Source organism: Rhodospirillales bacterium, assembly GCA_016699855.1.
In the GTDB taxonomy this organism is placed as follows: domain Bacteria; phylum Pseudomonadota; class Alphaproteobacteria; order Reyranellales; family Reyranellaceae.
This window is the reverse complement of sequence record CP064988.1, coordinates 3201254-3218816: the sequence shown is the minus strand read 5'-3', so window position 1 is coordinate 3218816 and position 17563 is coordinate 3201254. Positions and strand designations below refer to the sequence as shown.

Below are 17563 nucleotides of genomic sequence, written 5' to 3'. Positions count from 1 at the left end.
TGACAGATTGGCGCCACGGCGTTTCCGCAAGCGTGAATCACGCGACTGAGTGACGCGAAAAACCTTTCTCTAGCAAGTATTTAGAACAAACTCGCCGGGCAGGATCCGACAACACGTCGCGGCCCAGGCACAATCCCTTGATGTTGCCGGCGCGACGGCCCATCTGGCGGGGTCACGACCAAGTCACAATTCGAAACCGGGTGCGCGATGATCGAGAAACGGCCCTTCTCCGGCCTTGGCAAGGCCGATCACGGCTGGCTGAAAGCGAACTTCCACTTCAGCTTCGCGGAGTACCGCGACCGCGCCCGCGACCATTGGGGCGCGCTGCGCGTGTGGAACAACGACCGCATCGCGGCCGGCACGGGCTTCCCGCCCCACCCGCACCGCGACATGGAGATCGTCACCTACGTCCTGAAGGGCGCGATCACGCACGAGGACCATCTCGGCAACCGCGGCCGCACCGGCGCGGGGCAGGTCCAGGTCATGAGCGCCGGCAAGGGGATCACCCATGCCGAGTACAACCGTGAATCCGACGAGACCGAGCTGTTCCAGATCTGGCTGCTGCCCAACAAGACCGGGGTCGCGCCGCGCTGGGAGACGGTCGAGTTTCCCGGCGGCGATCGCGCCGGCAGGCTAGTGCCGCTGGCGTCGGGCCGGCCGGAACACGCCGGCGCGCTGCCGTTGCACGCCGATGGGGCGCTCTACGCCGGCACTCTGGCGGCGGGCGCGACCATCGAGCAGACGCTCGGCGGCAAACCCGCCTATCTCGTGGCGGCGCGTGGTCGCGTGTCGGTCGGCGGCGTCGAGCTCGACGCGCGTGACGGCGTCGCCATCGTCGACGAAGCGAACGTGACCATCACCGCGCTGGACGACGCCGAGATCGTGATGGTCGAGACCGACCGGCTGAACTGACGCGGCGAACTCAGCGCCGCCGCACGGCGTCGATCGTCGTGCGGATGTCGGCTTCACCCAGCACGTAGCCTTGCGGCGCGCATTGCACGCCGGTGAAGGCGTGGGCGTAGCCCGGCGGGCGTGGCGGGCCGAATTTGCGGAACGCCACGCACTGGGCGAAGCCGGAGCGGAACGTCATGTACTCGGCGCCGCCGTAGGTGCCGACCTCGGACCAGTACGTGCCCGCCGTCGTCAGCGCATTGAGCGTGCGCAGGGCGTCGGCGGCGTCCGCGATCGGCCGGACCGATTGGCTGTCATCACCACGCGGCTCATACAACCATACGTAGGTTTGCCAGCCGTTGACGGTGCCGCCGAACGCCGCCGCGCCGTAGCGTCCGGCGCCGGACATCGAGAAGTCGGCGCTGGTCTGGCACTGGAAGCCCGTCGGCACGGCCATCGGTATCGAGGCGCATGGCACGGTCGACCAGGCGGGCTGGGTCGGCAGCGCCGCCCCCGGCCGCGACGTCGTCTGGCTCCGTGCCGCCGCCTCGGCCTCGGCCTGATGCCGCCGCGCTTCCGCGGCGGCCGCGGCCTCGGCGCCGCGTCGCTGCGTTTCGGCGCGCGCCTCGCGCTCGATCGCTGCGGCCATGCGCCGTCCCGCCTCCGCCGCGCGCGCGCTGGTGGCGTGGCTCTGGAGGAAGTCGCGATAGCCCGCCACCGTGTCGGACGCGACCGCCGCCGCCCAGGCGCGTTCCTCGGCGCTGGTGTCGGGTGGTCTGGGCGCGGGTGTCGGGGCCGACGCCGCCTTGTTGGCCGGCGACGGCTTGACGGGCTGCGTCGGCGCGGTCGCGATCGTCGGGGCGGGCCGCCATAGCATCGGTCCGAGCGCGAACACGGCGGCGCCCACAGCCAGCGCCGCCGCCACGCCGCCACCGGCGATCCACACCAGCTTGCCGCGCCCGCGGCCACCCGCCGCCGCGGCCGGATACACCGAGCCCGGCGTCGAGCCGCCCTCGAGCGCCAGCACGTCGCGCATCGAGGCCAGCCGCCGTGCCGGGTTGGGCTGGAGCATGGCGGCGAATTCCGGCCGCACCGCCGCCGGGAACGCGGACAGGTCGGGCACGGTGGAACGCGCCGCGATCGCCGCCGCCGCCGAATCGCCCATGTCGAACGGCCGCCCGAGCATCGCCGCCATCAACACCAGCGCCAGCGTGTAGATGTCGGAGCGCGCGTCGACGACGCCGCCGAACATGCCGAGCTGCTCCGGCGCGGCGTATTCGAGCTTACCGGCGAAGCTGTTGCCGATGATGCTGGTCTTGCCGCCGTCGGTGCGCTTGGCGATGCCGAAATCGATGATCACGGCGCGGTTCAGATCGCCGCCGGGCAGCACGATGTTGTCGGGCGACAGGTCGCGGTGCACGACGTTCTGCTCGTGCGCCGCCAGCAGCCCCTCGGCGAGACGGCGGCGCAACGCGCGCATGCGCGGCACCGTCAGGGGCTCGCGCACGACCATGTGCGCCAGCGACTGGCCCTCGACGAAATCCATCACGAGGTAGAGCCGGCCGCTGGGATCGGCGCTGGCGCCCTCGTAGGACACGATCGCGGGGTGGCGGATGCGGCGCAGCGCGTTGGCCTCGCGCAGGAACAGGTCGCGGATCGGCCCGTCGTCGACCAGCTCGGGCCGGATCACCTTGATCGCCACGGCGTCGCCGGTGTGCACGTTGACGCCGCGGTAGACCTCGCCCATGCCGCCCCGCCCCAGCAGCTGGTCGATGCGGTGGGTGTTGTTGAGCACCATGCCGGGCACCAGCGGCGTGCCGCCGGACATCTGCGACGGCGGCGTCAGCCCCTGGAACGACGGCCGCGCGGACTGCGCGGGCGACGCCGAGGTCGCCTGCGGCGGCGCCGACATGGACTGCGCGTAGGCCGGCGGCGCGGAAGCGGGATGCGCGGAAGCGGGCGGCGTCGACACCGGCGGCATGTAGCCGGGCGGCGCGGATGCCGACGGTGCGGATACGGGCTGCGGGTATGCCGGCGGGTAGGCGGACGGCGCCGACGCGGGCGGCGCGGAGACGGGGTGCGCGTAGGCCGGCGGCGCGGCGGGTGGAGGCGTCGACACGGGCGGTGGAGACGCCGGCGGCGGCGGGTAGGCAGGTGGCGTCGAGTGCGGCGGCGCGCCGCCTGGCGGCGTCGATTCCTGCCACCGCGGCGGCGGACGTCCGTCGCCGCCGGTCATCGCCGCGACAAGCCCGGCGCCACCGCGACGGACGTCGCGGCGTCGACGCGTCGCTTCACCGGCGAGCCCGTCATTGTCGATGCTTCCCGCGGTGGTCCTGGACGTCGATCATGCGCCGCGATGATACGCCACGCGCGCGAGCCCTCACAAGCAGCGCCGCGGCCGCGGGCCGGAATTCCGGCCATATCGGCGCGCGTCCGGCGATTGACGCCGCGCGGTCGAGCGGATTTGCTGCGCGCCGGACGATTCAACGGAGGGAAGGCGCCATGGCGTACAAGGGTTTCGATCTCAGCGGCAAAGTGGCGCTGGTCACCGGCGGCAACGGCGGCATCGGCTTCGGCATGGCCGACGCCTTGGCCGAGGCCGGCGCCGACGTCTGCATCTGGGGCACCAACAAGGCCAAGAACGACGCCGCCAGCGAGAAGCTGAAGCGCCACGGCCGGCGCGTGCACGCCCAGATCGTCGACGTCGGCGACGAGGCCCAGGTCGACGCCGGCTTCGCCGAGGCCGTGAAGGTGCTCGGCAAGGTCGACAACTGCGTCGCCAATTCGGGCGTGTCCGGCCGCGGGAAGGGCGCGATCCTCGACATGACCCACGACGAGTGGCGCCGCGTCATGCGCGTCAACCTCGACGGCGTGTTCCTGACCTTCCGCGCCGCCGCCCGCCACATGGTGCCGCGCGGCCAGGGCGGCTCGCTGGTCGCGGTCGCCAGCACGGCGGCGATCGAGGGCGCCGCGCGCAGCAGCCACTACGGCGCCAGCAAGGGCGGCGTGACCGCCTTCGTGCGCGCGCTCGCGGTCGAGCTGGCGCGGCACAAGATCAGCGTCAACTCGATCCTGCCGGGCTGGATCGAGACGGCGATGACGCACAACGCGTTCCACGATCCGAAGTTCGCCGGCAACGTGATGCCGCGCATCCCCGTGCGCCGCTGGGGCGTCGAGCAGGATTTCGGCCCGATCGCCGTCTACCTCGCCAGCGACGCCACCAAGTACACCACCGGCCGCGACTTCGTGATCGACGGCGCGTACACGCTGTTCTAGGCGGCGGCGACGGCGGGGGAGAACGGAAGCGAGGAGCCCCGGATGAGGGGCGTCCTCCGTCAACCGATCTCCGCCCGCAGCGCCCGCGCGAGGCGCTCGAAATCCGCCACGTCGAGATAGGGCGTGGCGCAGACGCGCAGCCATAGCCTGCCGGCGAACGGCACGATCTGGATCTCGGCGCCGTGGCGTTCGCGCATCCGTCGGCGCAGCGACATCGCCGCGTCGACGTCGACGCCCGCGGATTCCGGCAGCGCGATCGTCGCCATCGCCGGCGCGCGCAGTTCGGCCGGCGTCGTGGCGTTGGAACCGAGCGACGTCATCAGCGCGGGCAGCGCCACGTCGAGCGTCGCGCGACTCCATGCCGCCAGCCGCCCGCGGCCGAGCGCTTCAGCGAAGGCGAACGCCGCGTCGACCGTCAGCACGGGCGTCGGATCGACGGTGCCCTGCCAGTCGAACTCGGCCGTGAAGCCCTGGCCGTAGCCGTGGCTGATGACGGTGGGATGGAGCCGCGTCTGCCACGCCGGGGACGCCCAGAGAGCGCCCAGCGCCCGGGGCGCATAGGCCCATTTGTGCAGATTGCCGACGTAGACGTCGGCGCCGAGCGATGGCGCGTCGAGCGCCGCGATGTGGCCGGGCGCGTGCGCGCCATCGACCGCCAGCGGCATGCCGGCATCTCGGCACAGCGCCGCGATCCGCGCCACCGGCAGCGTCAGCGACGTGGGCGACGTGATGTGATCGACGATCACCAGCCGCGTGCGCGACGTGATTCCCGCGGAGATCGCGGCGACGATTCCGTCGGCGGTCGCGTCGGGCCACGGCAACGCCGCGACGCGCACGGCGGCGCCGGCGCGCGCCGTCCAGCGCAGCGCGGCTTGCTTGACGGCGTTGTAGCCATGGTCGGTGAGCAGAATCTCGTCTCCCGGCGCGAGGTCCACGGCCTGGATGACGGCGTTGAGTCCGGCCGTCGCGTTGGGGACGAACACCCAGTCCTCGCCGCGGCCGCCCAACAGACCGGCGACGCGCCCGGCGGCGGCGCGCACCCGCGCGACGAAGTCGTGCTGGAAAAAGAACGCCGTGGGATTCGCCTCGACCCTCCGGCGCCAGGCGTCGCGCGCCGCCGAGACCGGCAGCGGCGTCACGCCGTAGCCGCCATGGTTGAACTGCGTGACGGCCGGATCGAGCGGGAACAGCGCCCGCATCGCCGCCGAGCCCGGCGCGATCGACCCCGGCGCGACGCCGTTCCAGTCGAGATGGATGTCCATGCCGCCTCCCGCGAACGCCGGTCGATCATACCCGCGATCCGATGGTGTTTGCCGACACCGCGTGGAATCCCGCAAGATGCCGGCCCGGAATGGAGGTGACCCATGAAGACCGTGCAACAGATGCTGGCCGAGGCCGAGGCCGTGGTGCCGCGCATCACCCCCGACGAGGCCAAGGGGATGGTCGGCCGCGACGACACGCTGTTCCTCGACGTGCGCGAACCGGCCGAGGTCGCCACGTCGGGCAAAGTGCCCGGCGCCGTGGCGATACCCCGCGGCCTGATCGAGTTCCGCGCCGATCCCGCCTCGGCGCTGCACGACGCGGCGTTCGACCGCGCCAAGACGGTCGTCGTCTACTGCGCCTCGGGCGGGCGCGCGGCGCTGGTCGGCAAGACGCTCAATGACATGGGCTACGCCAACGTCCGCAACCTGGGCGGCTTCAAGGGCTGGGTGGATTCCGCCGGCGTGGTCGAGAAGGCCTGACCGCGGCCGCACACTGGCCGTCGGTTCCGCAGGCACCGCCGCGCGATGGGGCTTGGCGGCGCGCCGCGCCCGCGTCACCATCGCCGGCGAAGGCGCCGGTCTGCGGCGCCGTGACGGGGGGAGGGAGTTTCCATGCACAAGGGGTTCACCGCGGCCGTGCTGGCGGGCGCGCTGGCGGCTTTGTCGATCGCGCCGGCCGCGGCCCAGGACGACCGCTGCACCGGCGGCAACACGCCGGGCGGCGTGTTCATCGTGCAGTTCGACACCGGCCAGTCGACGATCACGCCACGCGCCAAGCAGGAGTTGGCGGGGTTCGCCTCGAGGGCGATCGGCCAGAAGGCGACCCGGCTCTGCCTCGACGGCTACGCCGACGCGCGCCTTGGCCACGAGGACGACCTGCTGCTCGCCAAGGCGCGGGCCGAGGCGGTGGGGAACGAGCTGGTCGCCAACGGCTATCCGCGCGAGAGGATCTTCATCAACAAGATCATCGATCCCAAGCGCGTCTTCGGGCGGCGCGAGACCTCCACCGAGCGCAAGGTCGAGGTGCGCTACGGCCGCTGACGAGGGGTCGGGCGGTAGCGCGGTTCCGCCGGCGTGGCGCCACGGCGCGGCTGCACCGCCCGCAACCCATTGAAATCCATGTGAGAAAAATTCTCTAAGCCGTTCTTGTAATTGATAAATTGTTCATCTACAGTGAATCGACAAATGAACCGTCGAGGCGCGGGGGTGCGCCGAACGATGGGGTGTTGCCCGGCGCCGGTCGGGGCGCGAAGGTCGGCTCCCCACCCGACCCGGAAGGCGAACGACGAAGATGATCAATCCGCGTCTCGAAAACGAGCTCAACGACTATCCCTTCGCGCGCCTCAACGCGTTGATCGCCGATCTGCCGGCGCCGAAGAATCCGATCATCATGTCGGTCGGCGAACCGCAGGGTCCGGTGCCGCAGTTCGCCCGCGATATCATCACGCGCGACCTGACGACGGCGAACAAGTACCCGCCGAACCAGGGCACCCCCGAGCTGTGCGCCGCCATCGCCGGTTGGCTGCACCGCCGCTACGCGCTGCCGCCCGGCACGATCGATCCGACGAAGCACGTCCTGCCTCTGGCGGGATCGAAGGAGGGCGTCTACGTGATCGGCACGGTCGCGGTGCCGCAGGACAAGGGCGGCGCCCGGCCGACCGTGCTGATCCCCAACCCGTTCTACCAGGTGTATCTCGGCGCCGCCGTGCTGGCGGGCGCCGAGCCGGTGTTCGTCAACGCCGACACCTCGAACGGCTTCATGCCGGATTTCGACGCCGTGCCGGACAACGTGTGGAAGCGCGCGGCGCTGGTCTACCTCTGCACGCCCGGCAATCCGCAGGGCGCGATGGCGTCGATCCCGTACCTGCAGAACCTGATCCGCAAATGCCGCGCCACCGGCGCGACCCTGGCGATCGACGAGTGCTACGCCGAGATCTACAACGACGCGCCGCCGCCGGGCGGACTGGCCGCGGCGCTGGCGATGGACAGGACCGGCGGCGCGAATCCGTTCGAAGGCGTGGCGGTGTTCCACTCGCTGTCGAAGCGGTCCAACGCCGCCGGCCTGCGCTCGGGCTTCGTCGCCGGCGATCCGAGGATCGTCGCCATGATGCTGCGCTGGAAGACCTACGGCGGCGCGCAGGTGCCGATCGCGATCCAGAACGCCGCCACGGCGTTGTGGAACGACGAGGCGCACGTGCGCGAGATCCGCGACGGCTACCGCGAGCGCTTCCGCATCGCCAAATCCGTGCTGCACAACAAGGGCGGCTTCTTCATGCCCGACGGCGGCTTCTTCCTGTGGCTCGACGTCGGCGACGGCGAGGCCGCGACGCGCAAGCTGTGGGCCGAGGGCGGCATCAAGGTGCTGCCCGGCGGCTATCTGGCGCGCGACGTCGACGGCGAGAATCCGGGAAAGCGCTACATCCGCATCGCGCTGGTGCAGGACCTCGAGACGACGCGCGCGGCGCTGACGCGCATCGCCGAGCTTCTGTGACGGCGGCCGGGAACCGACGGGGCACCGATGGCCTTCGCGACGCTGAAACCCTCCTCCAACGGCGGCCAGTTCCTGCCGACCGGCGCCGGCATGTTCTTCCGCCGGCGCGCGACCGAGATCGTCGGCCTGGTCCTGATCGCGCTGGGCATGGCGGCGATGATCGCGCTGATCACCTACCACTCGACCGATCCGTCTCTGAACCGCGCCACCGGCTTCGCGCCGCGTAACCTGCTGGGCGTTCCCGGCGCCACCTTCGCCGACGTGATGATGCAGGCGCTGGGCCTGGGCGCGCTGGTCGTGCCCGTGGCCGGCATCGCCTGGGGCGTGATGCTGATGCGCCAGCACGGCCTGCCGTTCTTCGGGCTGCGGTTGGCGCTGCTGCTGGCCACCACGCTGCTGGCGGCGTCGGCCGCCGCCGCGCTGGGCGACATCGGCCACTGGACGCCGCACGCCGGCGCCGGCGGCGTCACCGGCGCGGCGCTTGCGCTGCATCTGCGCGAGCTCACGCTGACCCATTCCGACGGCGCCCTGCTGCCGTTCCTGGCGCCGCTCGCCGCGATCGCCGCGACCGCGCTGATGGTGCCGGTGATCGGCATGAAGCGCGGCCATCTGCCGATCGTGTTCCGCGCCCTGCTGCTGCCGGTGACGGCGGCGCGGCTGCTGGTGCGCGGCGCGATCTCGATCTGGCGCGGCCGGCCGGAGCGCGAGGCCGCCGCGCGGACGCCGCAGCCGGAGATCGGCTACGCCGAGATCCCCGGCGAGATCGACGCCTCGCAGTACGATCCCGCCCGCTTCCACGGCATCCCCGAGAACGGCGCGCCGCTGCCGACGCGCGATACGCTGCTGGTCGACGCGCCGATGTCGCCGATCGCGGGTCTGCGCGCGCCGGAGCTGCCGCCCGACGTGCCGGCGGCGCCCGTGCCGCTCGCGCCGGCGCCCGCCGCCGCGCCGATGCCGAAGCGCCCGCTATGGGCGCGCCTGTTCGGCCGCGACGACGCCGTCGACGGTCGCGTCGAGCCGGTGCTGATGGCCGCCGCGCCGGTCGTGGCCGCGCCGCCGGCGCCGGTGTGGGACGTGGCGCCGCCCGACGCGCCGGCGGCGGTCGAGGACGCCCCGCTCCCGTCGGCGCAGGTCCTGCAGCTTCCGCTGCGGCCGGCGTCCGAGCCTCCGGCCGCGCCCGTGCCCGCGCCGGCCACGCCGACTGTCGTCGTCAAGCGCGCCGCGCCGCAGCCGGGCCGCCGGGTCGAACGCGAACGCCAGCCCGAGCTGGCGCTGGGCGCCGATTTCCAGCTGCCGCCGCTGGACATCCTCACCGCCGCGCCGAAGGCGCTGGTCGCCGCCAAGGTCGACGAGGAGGCGCTGACGCAGAACGCGCGTCTGCTGGAGAGCGTGCTGGAGGATTTCGGCGTCAAGGGCGAGATCGTGAAGGTCCGCCCCGGGCCGGTCGTCACGCTCTACGAGCTGGAGCCCGCGCCCGGCACCAAGTCGAGCCGCGTCATCGGCCTGGCCGACGACATCGCCCGTTCGATGAGCGCCGTCAGCGTGCGCGTCGCCACCGTGCCCGGCCGCAACGTGATCGGCATCGAGCTGCCCAACGCGCGGCGCGAGATGGTCTATCTGCGCGAGCTGCTGTCGTCGAAGGACTACGAGGACGGCCGCCTCAACCTGCCGATGGTGCTCGGCAAGGATATCGGCGGCGGACCGGTGATCGCCGACCTCGCGCGCATGCCGCACCTTCTGATCGGCGGCACCACCGGCTCGGGCAAGTCGGTCGGCATCAACACGATGATCCTGTCGCTGCTGTACCGGCTGCCGCCGGACAAGTGCAAGTTCATCATGATCGACCCCAAGATGCTGGAGCTCAGCGTCTACCAGGACATCCCGCACCTCCTGACGCCGGTCGTCACCGAGCCGCGCAAGGCCGTGGTGGCGCTGAAATGGACCGTGCGCGAGATGGAGACGCGCTACCGCGCGATGAGCCAGCTCGGCGTGCGCAACATCGCCGGCTACAACGAGCGCGTCACCGAGGCGCGCGAGGCCGGCGAGGAGATCCTGCGGCCGGTGCAGGTCGGCGTCGACCCGGAGACCCGCAAGCCTGTCTACGAGGACCAGCCGATGGCGCTGGACTCCCTGCCGTTCATCGTCGTGATCATCGACGAGATGGCCGACCTGATGATGGTGGCCGGCAAGGACATCGAGATCGCCGTGCAGCGGCTGGCGCAGATGGCGCGCGCCGCCGGCATCCACGTCATCATGGCGACGCAGCGGCCGTCGGTCGACGTGATCACGGGCACCATCAAGGCCAATTTCCCGACCCGCATCGCCTTCCAGGTGACCAGCAAGATCGACAGCCGCACCATCCTCGGCGAGCAGGGCGGCGAGCAGCTGCTGGGCCAGGGCGACATGCTGTACATGGCCGGCGGCGGCCGCATCGTGCGCGTCCACGGCCCGTTCGTCAGCGACACCGAGGTCGAGAAGATCGTCAAGCACCTGCGCCGGCAGGGACGTCCGAACTACCTCGACTCGATCATCGAGGATTCGGAGGGCGGCGCGGCCGGCGGCGAGGACGGCGGCGGCGACGGCGCCGAGGAGGCGGCCGACGAGATGTACGACAAGGCGGTCGCCGTGGTCTGCCGCGAGCGCAAATGCTCGACCAGCTTCGTGCAGCGCCACCTCCAGATCGGCTACAACCGCGCCGCCCGCATCGTCGAGCGCATGGAGCGCGAGGGCGTCGTCAGCTCGGCCAACAGCGTCGGCAAGCGCGAGGTGCTGGCGCGCGACATCGACGGCGACGCGGCGTGAGCGCCGGCGCGGCCGCCGTCATTCCGCCGCTTTCATCGCCAGAATCGCCCGCTCCCGCTCCGTCCCGGACGATTCGATGACCAACCCGCCAGCCGCCCGCACGTTCGTCCGCCGCCTCGCCGTCGGCGCGCTGGCGCTGGCCGCCGGCGTGGCCGCGTGGGCGCTGACGCCGAGGCTCGGCGGCGACCGGCACATCCTCACGCTGTCGTTCGACGACGCCAACGCGCAGGGTCCGAGCGAGACGCCCGCCGAGCAGCCGCGCCCGTCGCGGCGTCAGCAGGCGCCGGCCGCCACCGCCGCCGCGCCGGCGCTCTCGGCCGCCGACCAGGCCGACGTGGTGCGCGCCGAGCGGTATCTCAACGACGTCCAGACGCTGCAGGCGCGCTTCGCGCAGGTCGGCGCCAGCGGCCGCACGCTGCCCGGCACGCTGTCGCTGCGCCGGCCCGGCCGCATGCGTTTCGAGTACGATCCGCCGGTCAAGCTGCTGATCGTGGCCGACGGGTCGCAGGTGACGATGGCGGACTTCTCCGACGGCACCTTCAGCCAGTGGCCGCTGGGCTGGACCTCGGCCAGCTTCCTCGCCGCAGAGAAGGTCGTCCTGTCGGGCGATCTCACCGTGACCGGCGTGACCCGCGCCGCCGGCGAGCTGCGGCTGACGATGATCCAGACCTCTCGGCCGCAGGAAGGCCGCGTCGAGATCGCGTTCGCCGACCGGCCCCTGATGCTCAAGGGCTGGACGACCTGGGATTCCAAGGGCACGCGCGTCGACGTGACGCTGAACGCGCTCAAGACCGGCATGCCGTTGGCGAACGACCTCTTCCGCTTCGACGAGCACGCCCTGAAGCGCGCGAAAGAGCAGCGCTGACCGAGCCGCCGGCCCTGTCATCCCGAGCGTAGCGAGGGATCCAGGGACGGAACCTGGATCCCTCGCTACGCTCGGGATGACACGGTGGTCGCCGCGCCTTCCATACGCGCCCTAGTACTTCGCGAGATACTGCCGCAGGGCGTTGGCGCCGGGGTTCGAGTAGCGGCGTTCCAGCACGATGGCGCGCGGCCGGGCGCCCTGGCCGTAGTACAGCGCGTTCCAGTCGTTGTCGGGATCGAGGTACGAGCCCTCCAGGGCGCCGCCGATGAACAGGCCGCTGGCGCGCGAGAACGACACGATGTCGGCGCCGGCCGCCGCCGTGGTCGCGCCGGCGACGCCGCCGCCCAGCTCCAGCACCGTGACGCCCGCCTCGGCGCCGAACTTGAAGCGGCTGTCGAGCAGCGAGTTCAGGCCCTTGTCGGTGAGCACGATCAGGACGATCTCCTGCACCCGGCCGCCGATCTGCAGCCCGAGGCTGCCGGAGCCCATGTTGTAGAACGCGGGGTAGCTCCAGTCGCCGGGACCGCGCCGGCCCAGCAGCACGCCGCGACCGCCGGCGCCGCCGACCACGAACGCCGCCTGCGCGAAGCTCGGCAGGATCATCACGCCCTTGCAGCGGCGCAGCAGCGCCGGCGGATCGCCGATGTCCTTGCTCTCGGCCACGCGCTGGGCGGCGGCGAGCGCGTCGTTGACGAGGGCCTGGCGTTTGGCGTCGGCCAGCGCCGGCAGGGCGGCGCCGAAGGCGGCGGCGCCGGCGGCGGACGCGACGAGGGTGCGGCGGGACAAGCCCGGGCGGAGCGTCGTCATATCGTTTCTCCATTCATGGCCACCGGCCGGCGGAGGGACGCCTATGGCCGAGGCGCGCTTACCATATCACTTCAAGTCCGCTGAATCATCGGTTCAACGCGCGGCGGAAATGTGGCGCCGGCCCTGGTGTCGCGGCCCGTGGACGGCTACCCGGATAGCCGCCGCGCCACGCCGATCAGGCGGCCGTCGATCAGCGCCAGACCGACGCCGATCAGCGCGAACCCGACGAGATGCTCGGGCGAGATCAGCTCTCCGAGGAACACGGCGCCCAGCGCCACAGCGCCGGGCGGAATCAGCAACGTCACCAGCATCAGGTTGGTCGCGCCGGCGGTCGCCAGGATCCTGAAATAGATCACGTAGGCCAGCGCGGTGCTCAGCAACGCCAGCGCCACCAGCGACGCCCAGACCTCGACGCCCGGCACCGGCAGCATCCATGGCGCATCGACGATCGCCACGACGGGAAGCATCATCGCCGTGGTCGCGGTCAGCTGCCCCGACGCCACGGCGAAGGGCGGCACCGCCATGCGCGCGAAGCGGCGGCCGAACACGCTGGCGGCGGCGTAGGACAGCGCCGCGCCCACCACCGCGGCCATCGCCGCGAGGTCGCCGGCCGCGCCGGCCGACAGCGTCGGCGCCAGCAACGCCGCCACGCCGGCGATACCGGCGGCGACGCCCGCCAGCTTGCCCGCCGTCATCCGCTCGTCGCGGGTCGACAGATGCGCCACCACGACGGTCCATAGCGGCGTGGTGGCGTTGAGGATCGATGCGAGACCGGAACCGATCCGCGTCTGACCCCAGAAGATCAGGCTGAACGGGATCAGGTTGTTGAGCAGGCCCATGGCGACGAACGCCGCCCAGATGCCGAGATCCGCCGGCATGCGTCGGCCCGACCCCACCAGCAGCAGATTGAGCGCGACGGCGGCGATGCCGACCCGTGCCAGCACCACCGTGAGCGGTGGCAGCGTCGTCACCGCGATCTTGGCGAAGAAGAACGAGCCGGCCCACAGCAGCGCCAACGCGACCAGCAGCGACCATTCGACGGGGCCCATCGGCCGCGCGCGCGTATCCATTCGGGAGACCTCCGGCGCCAGCGGCGCGACGGATCGCGTTGTCGGCCATGCACGGCGGTGGCGCCATCCGGGGATCGGCGTCGAATTCGACGCTGGCGGGGTCAGCCCTTTAGAGTCATGGGGATTCCCGCCGTCATCAGGATCACGCGGCGGGCGCGGGCGGCGACGTGGATGTTGAGGCGGCCGGCCTCGTCGCGGAAGCGGCGGCCAAGCGATGTGCCGGGCACGACCCCGAGCCCGACCTCGTTGGCGACCAGCGTCACGGGTCCGGTCGTGGCGTCGACCGCGGCGAGCAACTCCGTCGTCGCGCCCGCGATATCGCGGTCCACCAGCAACAAATTCGACACCCAGACCGTGAGGCAGTCGACCAGCGCGGGCCGCGGGTCGGCCGCGTGCGCGCGCAACGCGCCGGGAAGCTCGAGAGGCGCCTCGACGGTCGTCCAATGCGGACCACGCCGCGCGCGATGCCCGGCGATGCGTTCGAGCATCTCGCGGTCGTCGTGGCGCGCGCTCTCGGCGGCGTCGCAGGTCGCGATGTAGACGCTTGCGCGCGGTGCCGCGCCGTCGAGCGTGCCGTCCACCAGCCGCTCGGCATGGACGCTCTTGCCCGAACGCGCGCCACCCAGCACGAGCGTCAGATCGGCGCCGCTCACACCCGCGCTCCGAGCCCGACGGCGAGCGCGACAAGGATGAGGATCGCGATCTCGACGAACTGCTGCGTCGCGCCCAGCGTGTCGCCGGTGTGGCCGCCGACGCGCTCGCGCGCCACAGACGCGGTCCCGGCGGCGATGGCCACCGCCAGCGGCGGCGCCAGCAGCGCGACCAGCGGCGTGACCCAGACGAGGCAGACGAAGGCGATCGCGCCACCGACGCCCAGCGTCCAGCCGGCGGTCGCCTGCGAGACCGCGCCGATTCCGGCCGAGAGGCCGTCCGCGCGCGCCGGTGGCGAGGACCACAAGGTCCAGCCCAGCGCCGCGCGCGACAGCGCGTGCGCCGCCGCCAACGCCAGCAGCGCCGCCAGCGCGCCGCGCGTGTCGACGATCTGTGCCAGCGCCGCGACCCTGAACAGCAGCGAGAACATCAACGCCAACGCGCCGAACACGCCGATGCGGCTGTCGCGCAGGATCTCCAGACGCCGCGTCCGGACGGCGCCCGGCGCGCCGAAGGCGTCGATGGTGTCCGCCAGCCCGTCCTCGTGCAGCGCGCCGGTGATGACGACGGCCGTCAACACCCCCACCGCGGCGGCGAGAAGCGACGAGGCGCCGAGCCCGCGTGCGATGGCGAGGTCGATCCCGGCCGCCAGCCCGATCGCGACGCCGACCACCGGCACCACCGGCAGCGTGTCGGCGAGGCGGTAGCTCGGCGCGCCCGCGCCGCCGACGGGCAGCCGCGTGAAGAACGCGGCCGCCTCGCCCAGCGCCGCCAGCCAGCCGGCCGCGTCGCGCGGCGCCGGTGGCGCGTCGCGATCAAGCCGGGGATCGGGGTTTTCGCTGGTCATCGCCCGGACAGTGTAGGACAACGTCGCGCCCCTGCCACCCGCTCCCCCAACGACATGACCGAACGATCCGACGCCCCGCCGGAGGCGAGTTTCGCCGAGATGCGCGCCGTGATGGCGCGCCTGCCCGGCCCTGACGTCGCCGCGCGCACGCGGGCGCGACTGCGCCAGGACGGCCTCGTCAAACCGCCGGGATCGCTCGGCCGGCTCGAGGAGATCGTCGACTGGCTGGCGGCGTGGCAGGGCCGCGAGCATCCGCGCTGCGACCGGCCGCGGGTCTGCGTGTTCGCCGGCGCCCACGGCGTCGCCGCGCGCGGCGTCTCGGCGTTCCCGCCCGACGTGACCGCGACGATGGTGCGCACGTTCATCGACGGCGGCGCGGCGATCAACCAGATCACCGGCGCGATCGACGGCGACCTGCGCGTCTACGAGATGGATCTCGACCATCCCGTCGCCGATTTCACCGCCGGGCCGGCGATGGACGAGGGCCGATGCGCCCGCGCCATGGCCTACGGCATGATGGCGGCCGAGACGGGAATCGACGTCCTCTGCCTCGGCGAGATGGGCATCGGCAACACCACCTCGGCGGCGGCGCTGTGCCACGCGCTGTTCGGCGGCGACGCGGCCGACTGGGTCGGACCCGGCACCGGCGTCAAAGGCGAGGCGCTGGCCCGCAAAGTCGAGACGGTGCGGCTGGGCGTCGAACGGCATCGCGGCCTGACGGGCGATCCGCTGGCGATCCTCGCGGCGCTCGGCGGCGAGGAACTGGCGGCGATCTGCGGCGCCATCGTCGCCGCCCGCATGGGCCGCATCCCGGTGCTGCTCGACGGCTACGCCTGCACGGCGGCGGCCGCGGTGCTGCACGCCATCGACGACCACGCGCTCGACCATTGCCTCGTTGCGCACCGGTCGGCCGAGCCGGCGCATGCCGCGCTATGCGCGAGGCTGAGCAAGCGTCCTCTGCTCGATCTCGACATGCGGCTGGGCGAGGCCAGCGGCGCGGCGCTGGCGGTGTCGGTGGTCAAGATCGCGATGGCGTGCTTCGCGGGGATGGCGACGCTGGAACAGCGCGAGATCCGGCCGGTCGGACCGTCGCATTGAGCCGCGGACGCCGGCGCGCGCTCAGTGCAGGCGCGGCGCGCGCTCCTCGCGCACGGTCCACAGGATGGCGAAGCCCACGGCGAGGAACACCAGTACGACCATCAGGCCGCCGCGGTTCGAGTCGGTGACCTGCGTCACCACGCCGATCAGCAGCGGCGCCATGAACGCGGTGGCGCGGCCGCTCAGCGCGAACAGCCCGTAGAACTCGCCGGTCATGCCCTCCGGCGCCAGCCGGCCGACCATGGTGCGGCTGGCCGCCTGCATCGGGCCCATGCAGATCCCGAGGATCAGCGCGAAGCCCATGAACACCTTCTCCTGCGGCGACCCGAACATCCCGCGGTCGGCCGCCGGCCGCGGCGTCTCGACGGCGAACAGGATGGAGTGGTCGGTGACCGACAGGATGCCGAGCGTCGCGATGAAGACGCCGACGATGGCGATCTGGATCGTGCGTTTCGAGCCGATCGCGTCGTCGAGACGGCCGCCGGTGAAAGCGCCGAAGGTGGCGAACACCGTCAGGATGATGCCGAACACGCCCAGGGTCGTCGTCGTCCAGCCGAACGTCGCCGCGGCGTAGACGCCGCCGAACGCGATCACCGCCGTCAGACCGTCGTTGTAGATCATGAAGGCGACCAGGAACCGCGCGGCGTTGCGGTAGCCGCGCAGCGCCTTGACCGTCGCCAGCAGGGAGCTCGCGCCCCGCCGCGCGGCGGCGCCCACCGAAAGGCCGGTGGCGCGTCCGTCCGGCGTGAACAGGAACATCGGCAGCGCGAACAGCGCCATCCACAGGACCGTCGCCGGCCCGATCAGTCGCTCCACGTCGTAGGTCGCGCGATCGAGGCCGAAGAGCGGCGGGCTGCCGGCCGGCGCCAGCCCCAGCATCGCCGGATCGCGGACCGCCAGCACGATGAACAGCGACAGCAGGCCGCCACAATAGCCCAAGCCCCAGCCGATCCCCGACAGCCGTCCGATCTTGTCCGGGCCGACGATGTTGGGCAGCTGCGCGTTGTTGAACACGATCGAGATCTCGGCGCCGACCGTCGCCAGCACGACCGCCCAGGCGACCACGGCGACGAGATCGGGACGTCCGGGAACCGCCCACCACAGCGCGAAGCACCCCGTCGCGAGCACGATCTGGAAGGCGAGGATGTAGGGCTTGCGGCGCCCCGCGGCGTCGGCCATCGAGCCGAGGAACGGCGAGCACAGCGCGATGATCACGCCCGAGGTGGCTTGCGTGAAGGCCCATTGGGCCTGCCCCTTCACGGGATCGCCGACCAGGACGTTGGCGAAGTACGGCGCGAAGATGAACGTGGTGATCAGCGTGAAGAACGGCTGGTTGGCCCAGTCGAACAGCGCCCAGGAATAGCGCCCGAGCGGCGGCGCCTCCTTACCGGGGCCGGGGCCGGGTCCGCCGCCCGCCGACGCGCCATGTGCTCCGGCCATCCCTACGCTCCTCCCGCGCCATGCGGGCGGATCGAAGACTGTGGCGCCGAGCGCGTCATGGCA

At 72.2% G+C, this 17563-nt stretch carries 15 protein-coding genes; 8 read left to right on the top strand and 7 right to left on the bottom strand.

The genetic code is table 11. The features are described from left to right. Positions 1-207 precede the first annotated feature (207 nt). On the top strand, positions 208-912 hold the full coding sequence (locus IPK81_15095) for a pirin family protein (protein QQS10944.1): 705 nt from the start codon (positions 208-210) through the stop codon (positions 910-912). A 10-nt stretch (positions 913-922) separates the two neighbouring features. Here the strand turns inward: IPK81_15095 and IPK81_15090 are convergent, their stop codons facing one another. Next, a complete protein-coding gene (locus IPK81_15090) occupies positions 923-2803 on the bottom strand; it encodes a protein kinase (protein ID QQS10943.1) in 1881 nt (626 codons plus the stop codon). A gap of 590 nt (positions 2804-3393) precedes the next feature. Here IPK81_15090 and IPK81_15085 point away from each other — a divergent pair. Next, complete coding sequence (locus tag IPK81_15085) at positions 3394-4167, top strand: SDR family oxidoreductase (GenBank protein QQS10942.1); 774 nt, start codon at positions 3394-3396, stop codon at positions 4165-4167. A gap of 59 nt (positions 4168-4226) precedes the next feature. On the opposite strand, the gene IPK81_15080 is transcribed toward IPK81_15085, so the two are convergent. After that, entirely contained in the window at positions 4227-5429 is a 1203-nt protein-coding gene (locus IPK81_15080; protein ID QQS10941.1) for an aminotransferase class V-fold PLP-dependent enzyme, read from the bottom strand. 102 nt (positions 5430-5531) lie between these two features. Between IPK81_15080 and IPK81_15075 the strand changes: the two genes are divergently transcribed. The 5 genes from IPK81_15075 to IPK81_15055 all read left to right on the top strand — a co-directional run bounded on the left by IPK81_15075 (position 5532) and on the right by IPK81_15055 (position 11587). Then, the gene (locus tag IPK81_15075; protein QQS10940.1) at positions 5532-5909 is read left to right on the top strand and encodes a rhodanese-like domain-containing protein; all 378 of its coding nucleotides are present in this window, start codon (positions 5532-5534) and stop codon (positions 5907-5909) included. Positions 5910-6041: 132 nt separating this feature from the next. Further along, a complete protein-coding gene (locus tag IPK81_15070) occupies positions 6042-6470 on the top strand; it encodes an OmpA family protein (GenBank protein QQS10939.1) in 429 nt (142 codons plus the stop codon). A gap of 250 nt (positions 6471-6720) precedes the next feature. Continuing rightward, positions 6721-7920 carry an aminotransferase class I/II-fold pyridoxal phosphate-dependent enzyme gene (locus tag IPK81_15065; GenBank protein ID QQS10938.1) on the top strand — a complete coding sequence of 400 codons (1200 nt, stop codon included), beginning with the start codon at positions 6721-6723 and terminating at the stop codon, positions 7918-7920. 90 nt (positions 7921-8010) lie between these two features. Further along, positions 8011-10722, top strand: coding sequence for a DNA translocase FtsK 4TM domain-containing protein (locus tag IPK81_15060; protein ID QQS15127.1), 2712 nt, complete (start codon positions 8011-8013; stop codon positions 10720-10722). A 76-nt stretch (positions 10723-10798) separates the two neighbouring features. Next, entirely contained in the window at positions 10799-11587 is a 789-nt protein-coding gene (locus IPK81_15055) for an outer membrane lipoprotein carrier protein LolA (GenBank protein QQS10937.1), read from the top strand. 111 nt (positions 11588-11698) lie between these two features. Here the strand turns inward: IPK81_15055 and IPK81_15050 are convergent, their stop codons facing one another. The 4 genes from IPK81_15050 to IPK81_15035 form a co-directional block, all read right to left on the bottom strand. Continuing rightward, entirely contained in the window at positions 11699-12394 is a 696-nt protein-coding gene (locus IPK81_15050) for a lipid-binding SYLF domain-containing protein (protein QQS10936.1), read from the bottom strand. A gap of 146 nt (positions 12395-12540) precedes the next feature. Continuing rightward, positions 12541-13464, bottom strand: coding sequence for a DMT family transporter (locus IPK81_15045; protein QQS10935.1), 924 nt, complete (start codon positions 13462-13464; stop codon positions 12541-12543). A 101-nt stretch (positions 13465-13565) separates the two neighbouring features. Beyond that, positions 13566-14117: a bifunctional adenosylcobinamide kinase/adenosylcobinamide-phosphate guanylyltransferase gene (gene cobU / locus IPK81_15040; protein ID QQS10934.1), complete on the bottom strand. Its 552-nt coding sequence runs from the start codon at positions 14115-14117 to the stop codon at positions 13566-13568. Next, positions 14114-14983 (bottom strand): adenosylcobinamide-GDP ribazoletransferase, encoded by an 870-nt coding sequence (locus IPK81_15035; GenBank protein QQS10933.1) that lies wholly within the window; start codon positions 14981-14983, stop codon positions 14114-14116. The genes cobU and IPK81_15035 overlap by 4 nt, the downstream gene beginning before the upstream one ends. 33 nt (positions 14984-15016) lie before the next feature. On the opposite strand from IPK81_15035, the gene cobT reads away from it, so the two are divergent. Continuing rightward, positions 15017-16060, top strand: a complete 1044-nt coding sequence (gene cobT / locus IPK81_15030; GenBank protein ID QQS10932.1) for a nicotinate-nucleotide--dimethylbenzimidazole phosphoribosyltransferase — start codon at positions 15017-15019, stop codon at positions 16058-16060. Between the two features lie 21 nt (positions 16061-16081). On the opposite strand, the gene IPK81_15025 is transcribed toward cobT, so the two are convergent. After that, positions 16082-17500 carry an MFS transporter gene (locus IPK81_15025; GenBank protein ID QQS10931.1) on the bottom strand — a complete coding sequence of 473 codons (1419 nt, stop codon included), beginning with the start codon at positions 17498-17500 and terminating at the stop codon, positions 16082-16084. Between the last annotated feature and the right edge of the window lie 63 nt (positions 17501-17563).

Bases quoted from the DNA above. Each gene is read 5' to 3' on its own strand.
- IPK81_15095 (QQS10944.1), top strand. From the start codon at position 208: ATGATCGAGAAACGGCCCTTCTCCGGCCTTGGCAAGGCCGATCACGGC.
- IPK81_15090 (QQS10943.1), bottom strand. From the start codon at position 2,803: ATGTCGGCGCCGCCGCAGGCGACCTCGGCGTCGCCCGCGCAGTCCGCG.
- IPK81_15085 (QQS10942.1), top strand. From the start codon at position 3,394: ATGGCGTACAAGGGTTTCGATCTCAGCGGCAAAGTGGCGCTGGTCACC.
- IPK81_15080 (QQS10941.1), bottom strand. From the start codon at position 5,429: ATGGACATCCATCTCGACTGGAACGGCGTCGCGCCGGGGTCGATCGCG.
- IPK81_15075 (QQS10940.1), top strand. From the start codon at position 5,532: ATGAAGACCGTGCAACAGATGCTGGCCGAGGCCGAGGCCGTGGTGCCG.
- IPK81_15070 (QQS10939.1), top strand. From the start codon at position 6,042: ATGCACAAGGGGTTCACCGCGGCCGTGCTGGCGGGCGCGCTGGCGGCT.
- IPK81_15065 (QQS10938.1), top strand. From the start codon at position 6,721: ATGATCAATCCGCGTCTCGAAAACGAGCTCAACGACTATCCCTTCGCG.
- IPK81_15060 (QQS15127.1), top strand. From the start codon at position 8,011: ATGTTCTTCCGCCGGCGCGCGACCGAGATCGTCGGCCTGGTCCTGATC.
- IPK81_15055 (QQS10937.1), top strand. From the start codon at position 10,799: ATGACCAACCCGCCAGCCGCCCGCACGTTCGTCCGCCGCCTCGCCGTC.
- IPK81_15050 (QQS10936.1), bottom strand. From the start codon at position 12,394: ATGACGACGCTCCGCCCGGGCTTGTCCCGCCGCACCCTCGTCGCGTCC.
- IPK81_15045 (QQS10935.1), bottom strand. From the start codon at position 13,464: ATGGATACGCGCGCGCGGCCGATGGGCCCCGTCGAATGGTCGCTGCTG.
- cobT (QQS10932.1), top strand. From the start codon at position 15,017: ATGACCGAACGATCCGACGCCCCGCCGGAGGCGAGTTTCGCCGAGATG.
- IPK81_15025 (QQS10931.1), bottom strand. From the start codon at position 17,500: ATGGCCGGAGCACATGGCGCGTCGGCGGGCGGCGGACCCGGCCCCGGC.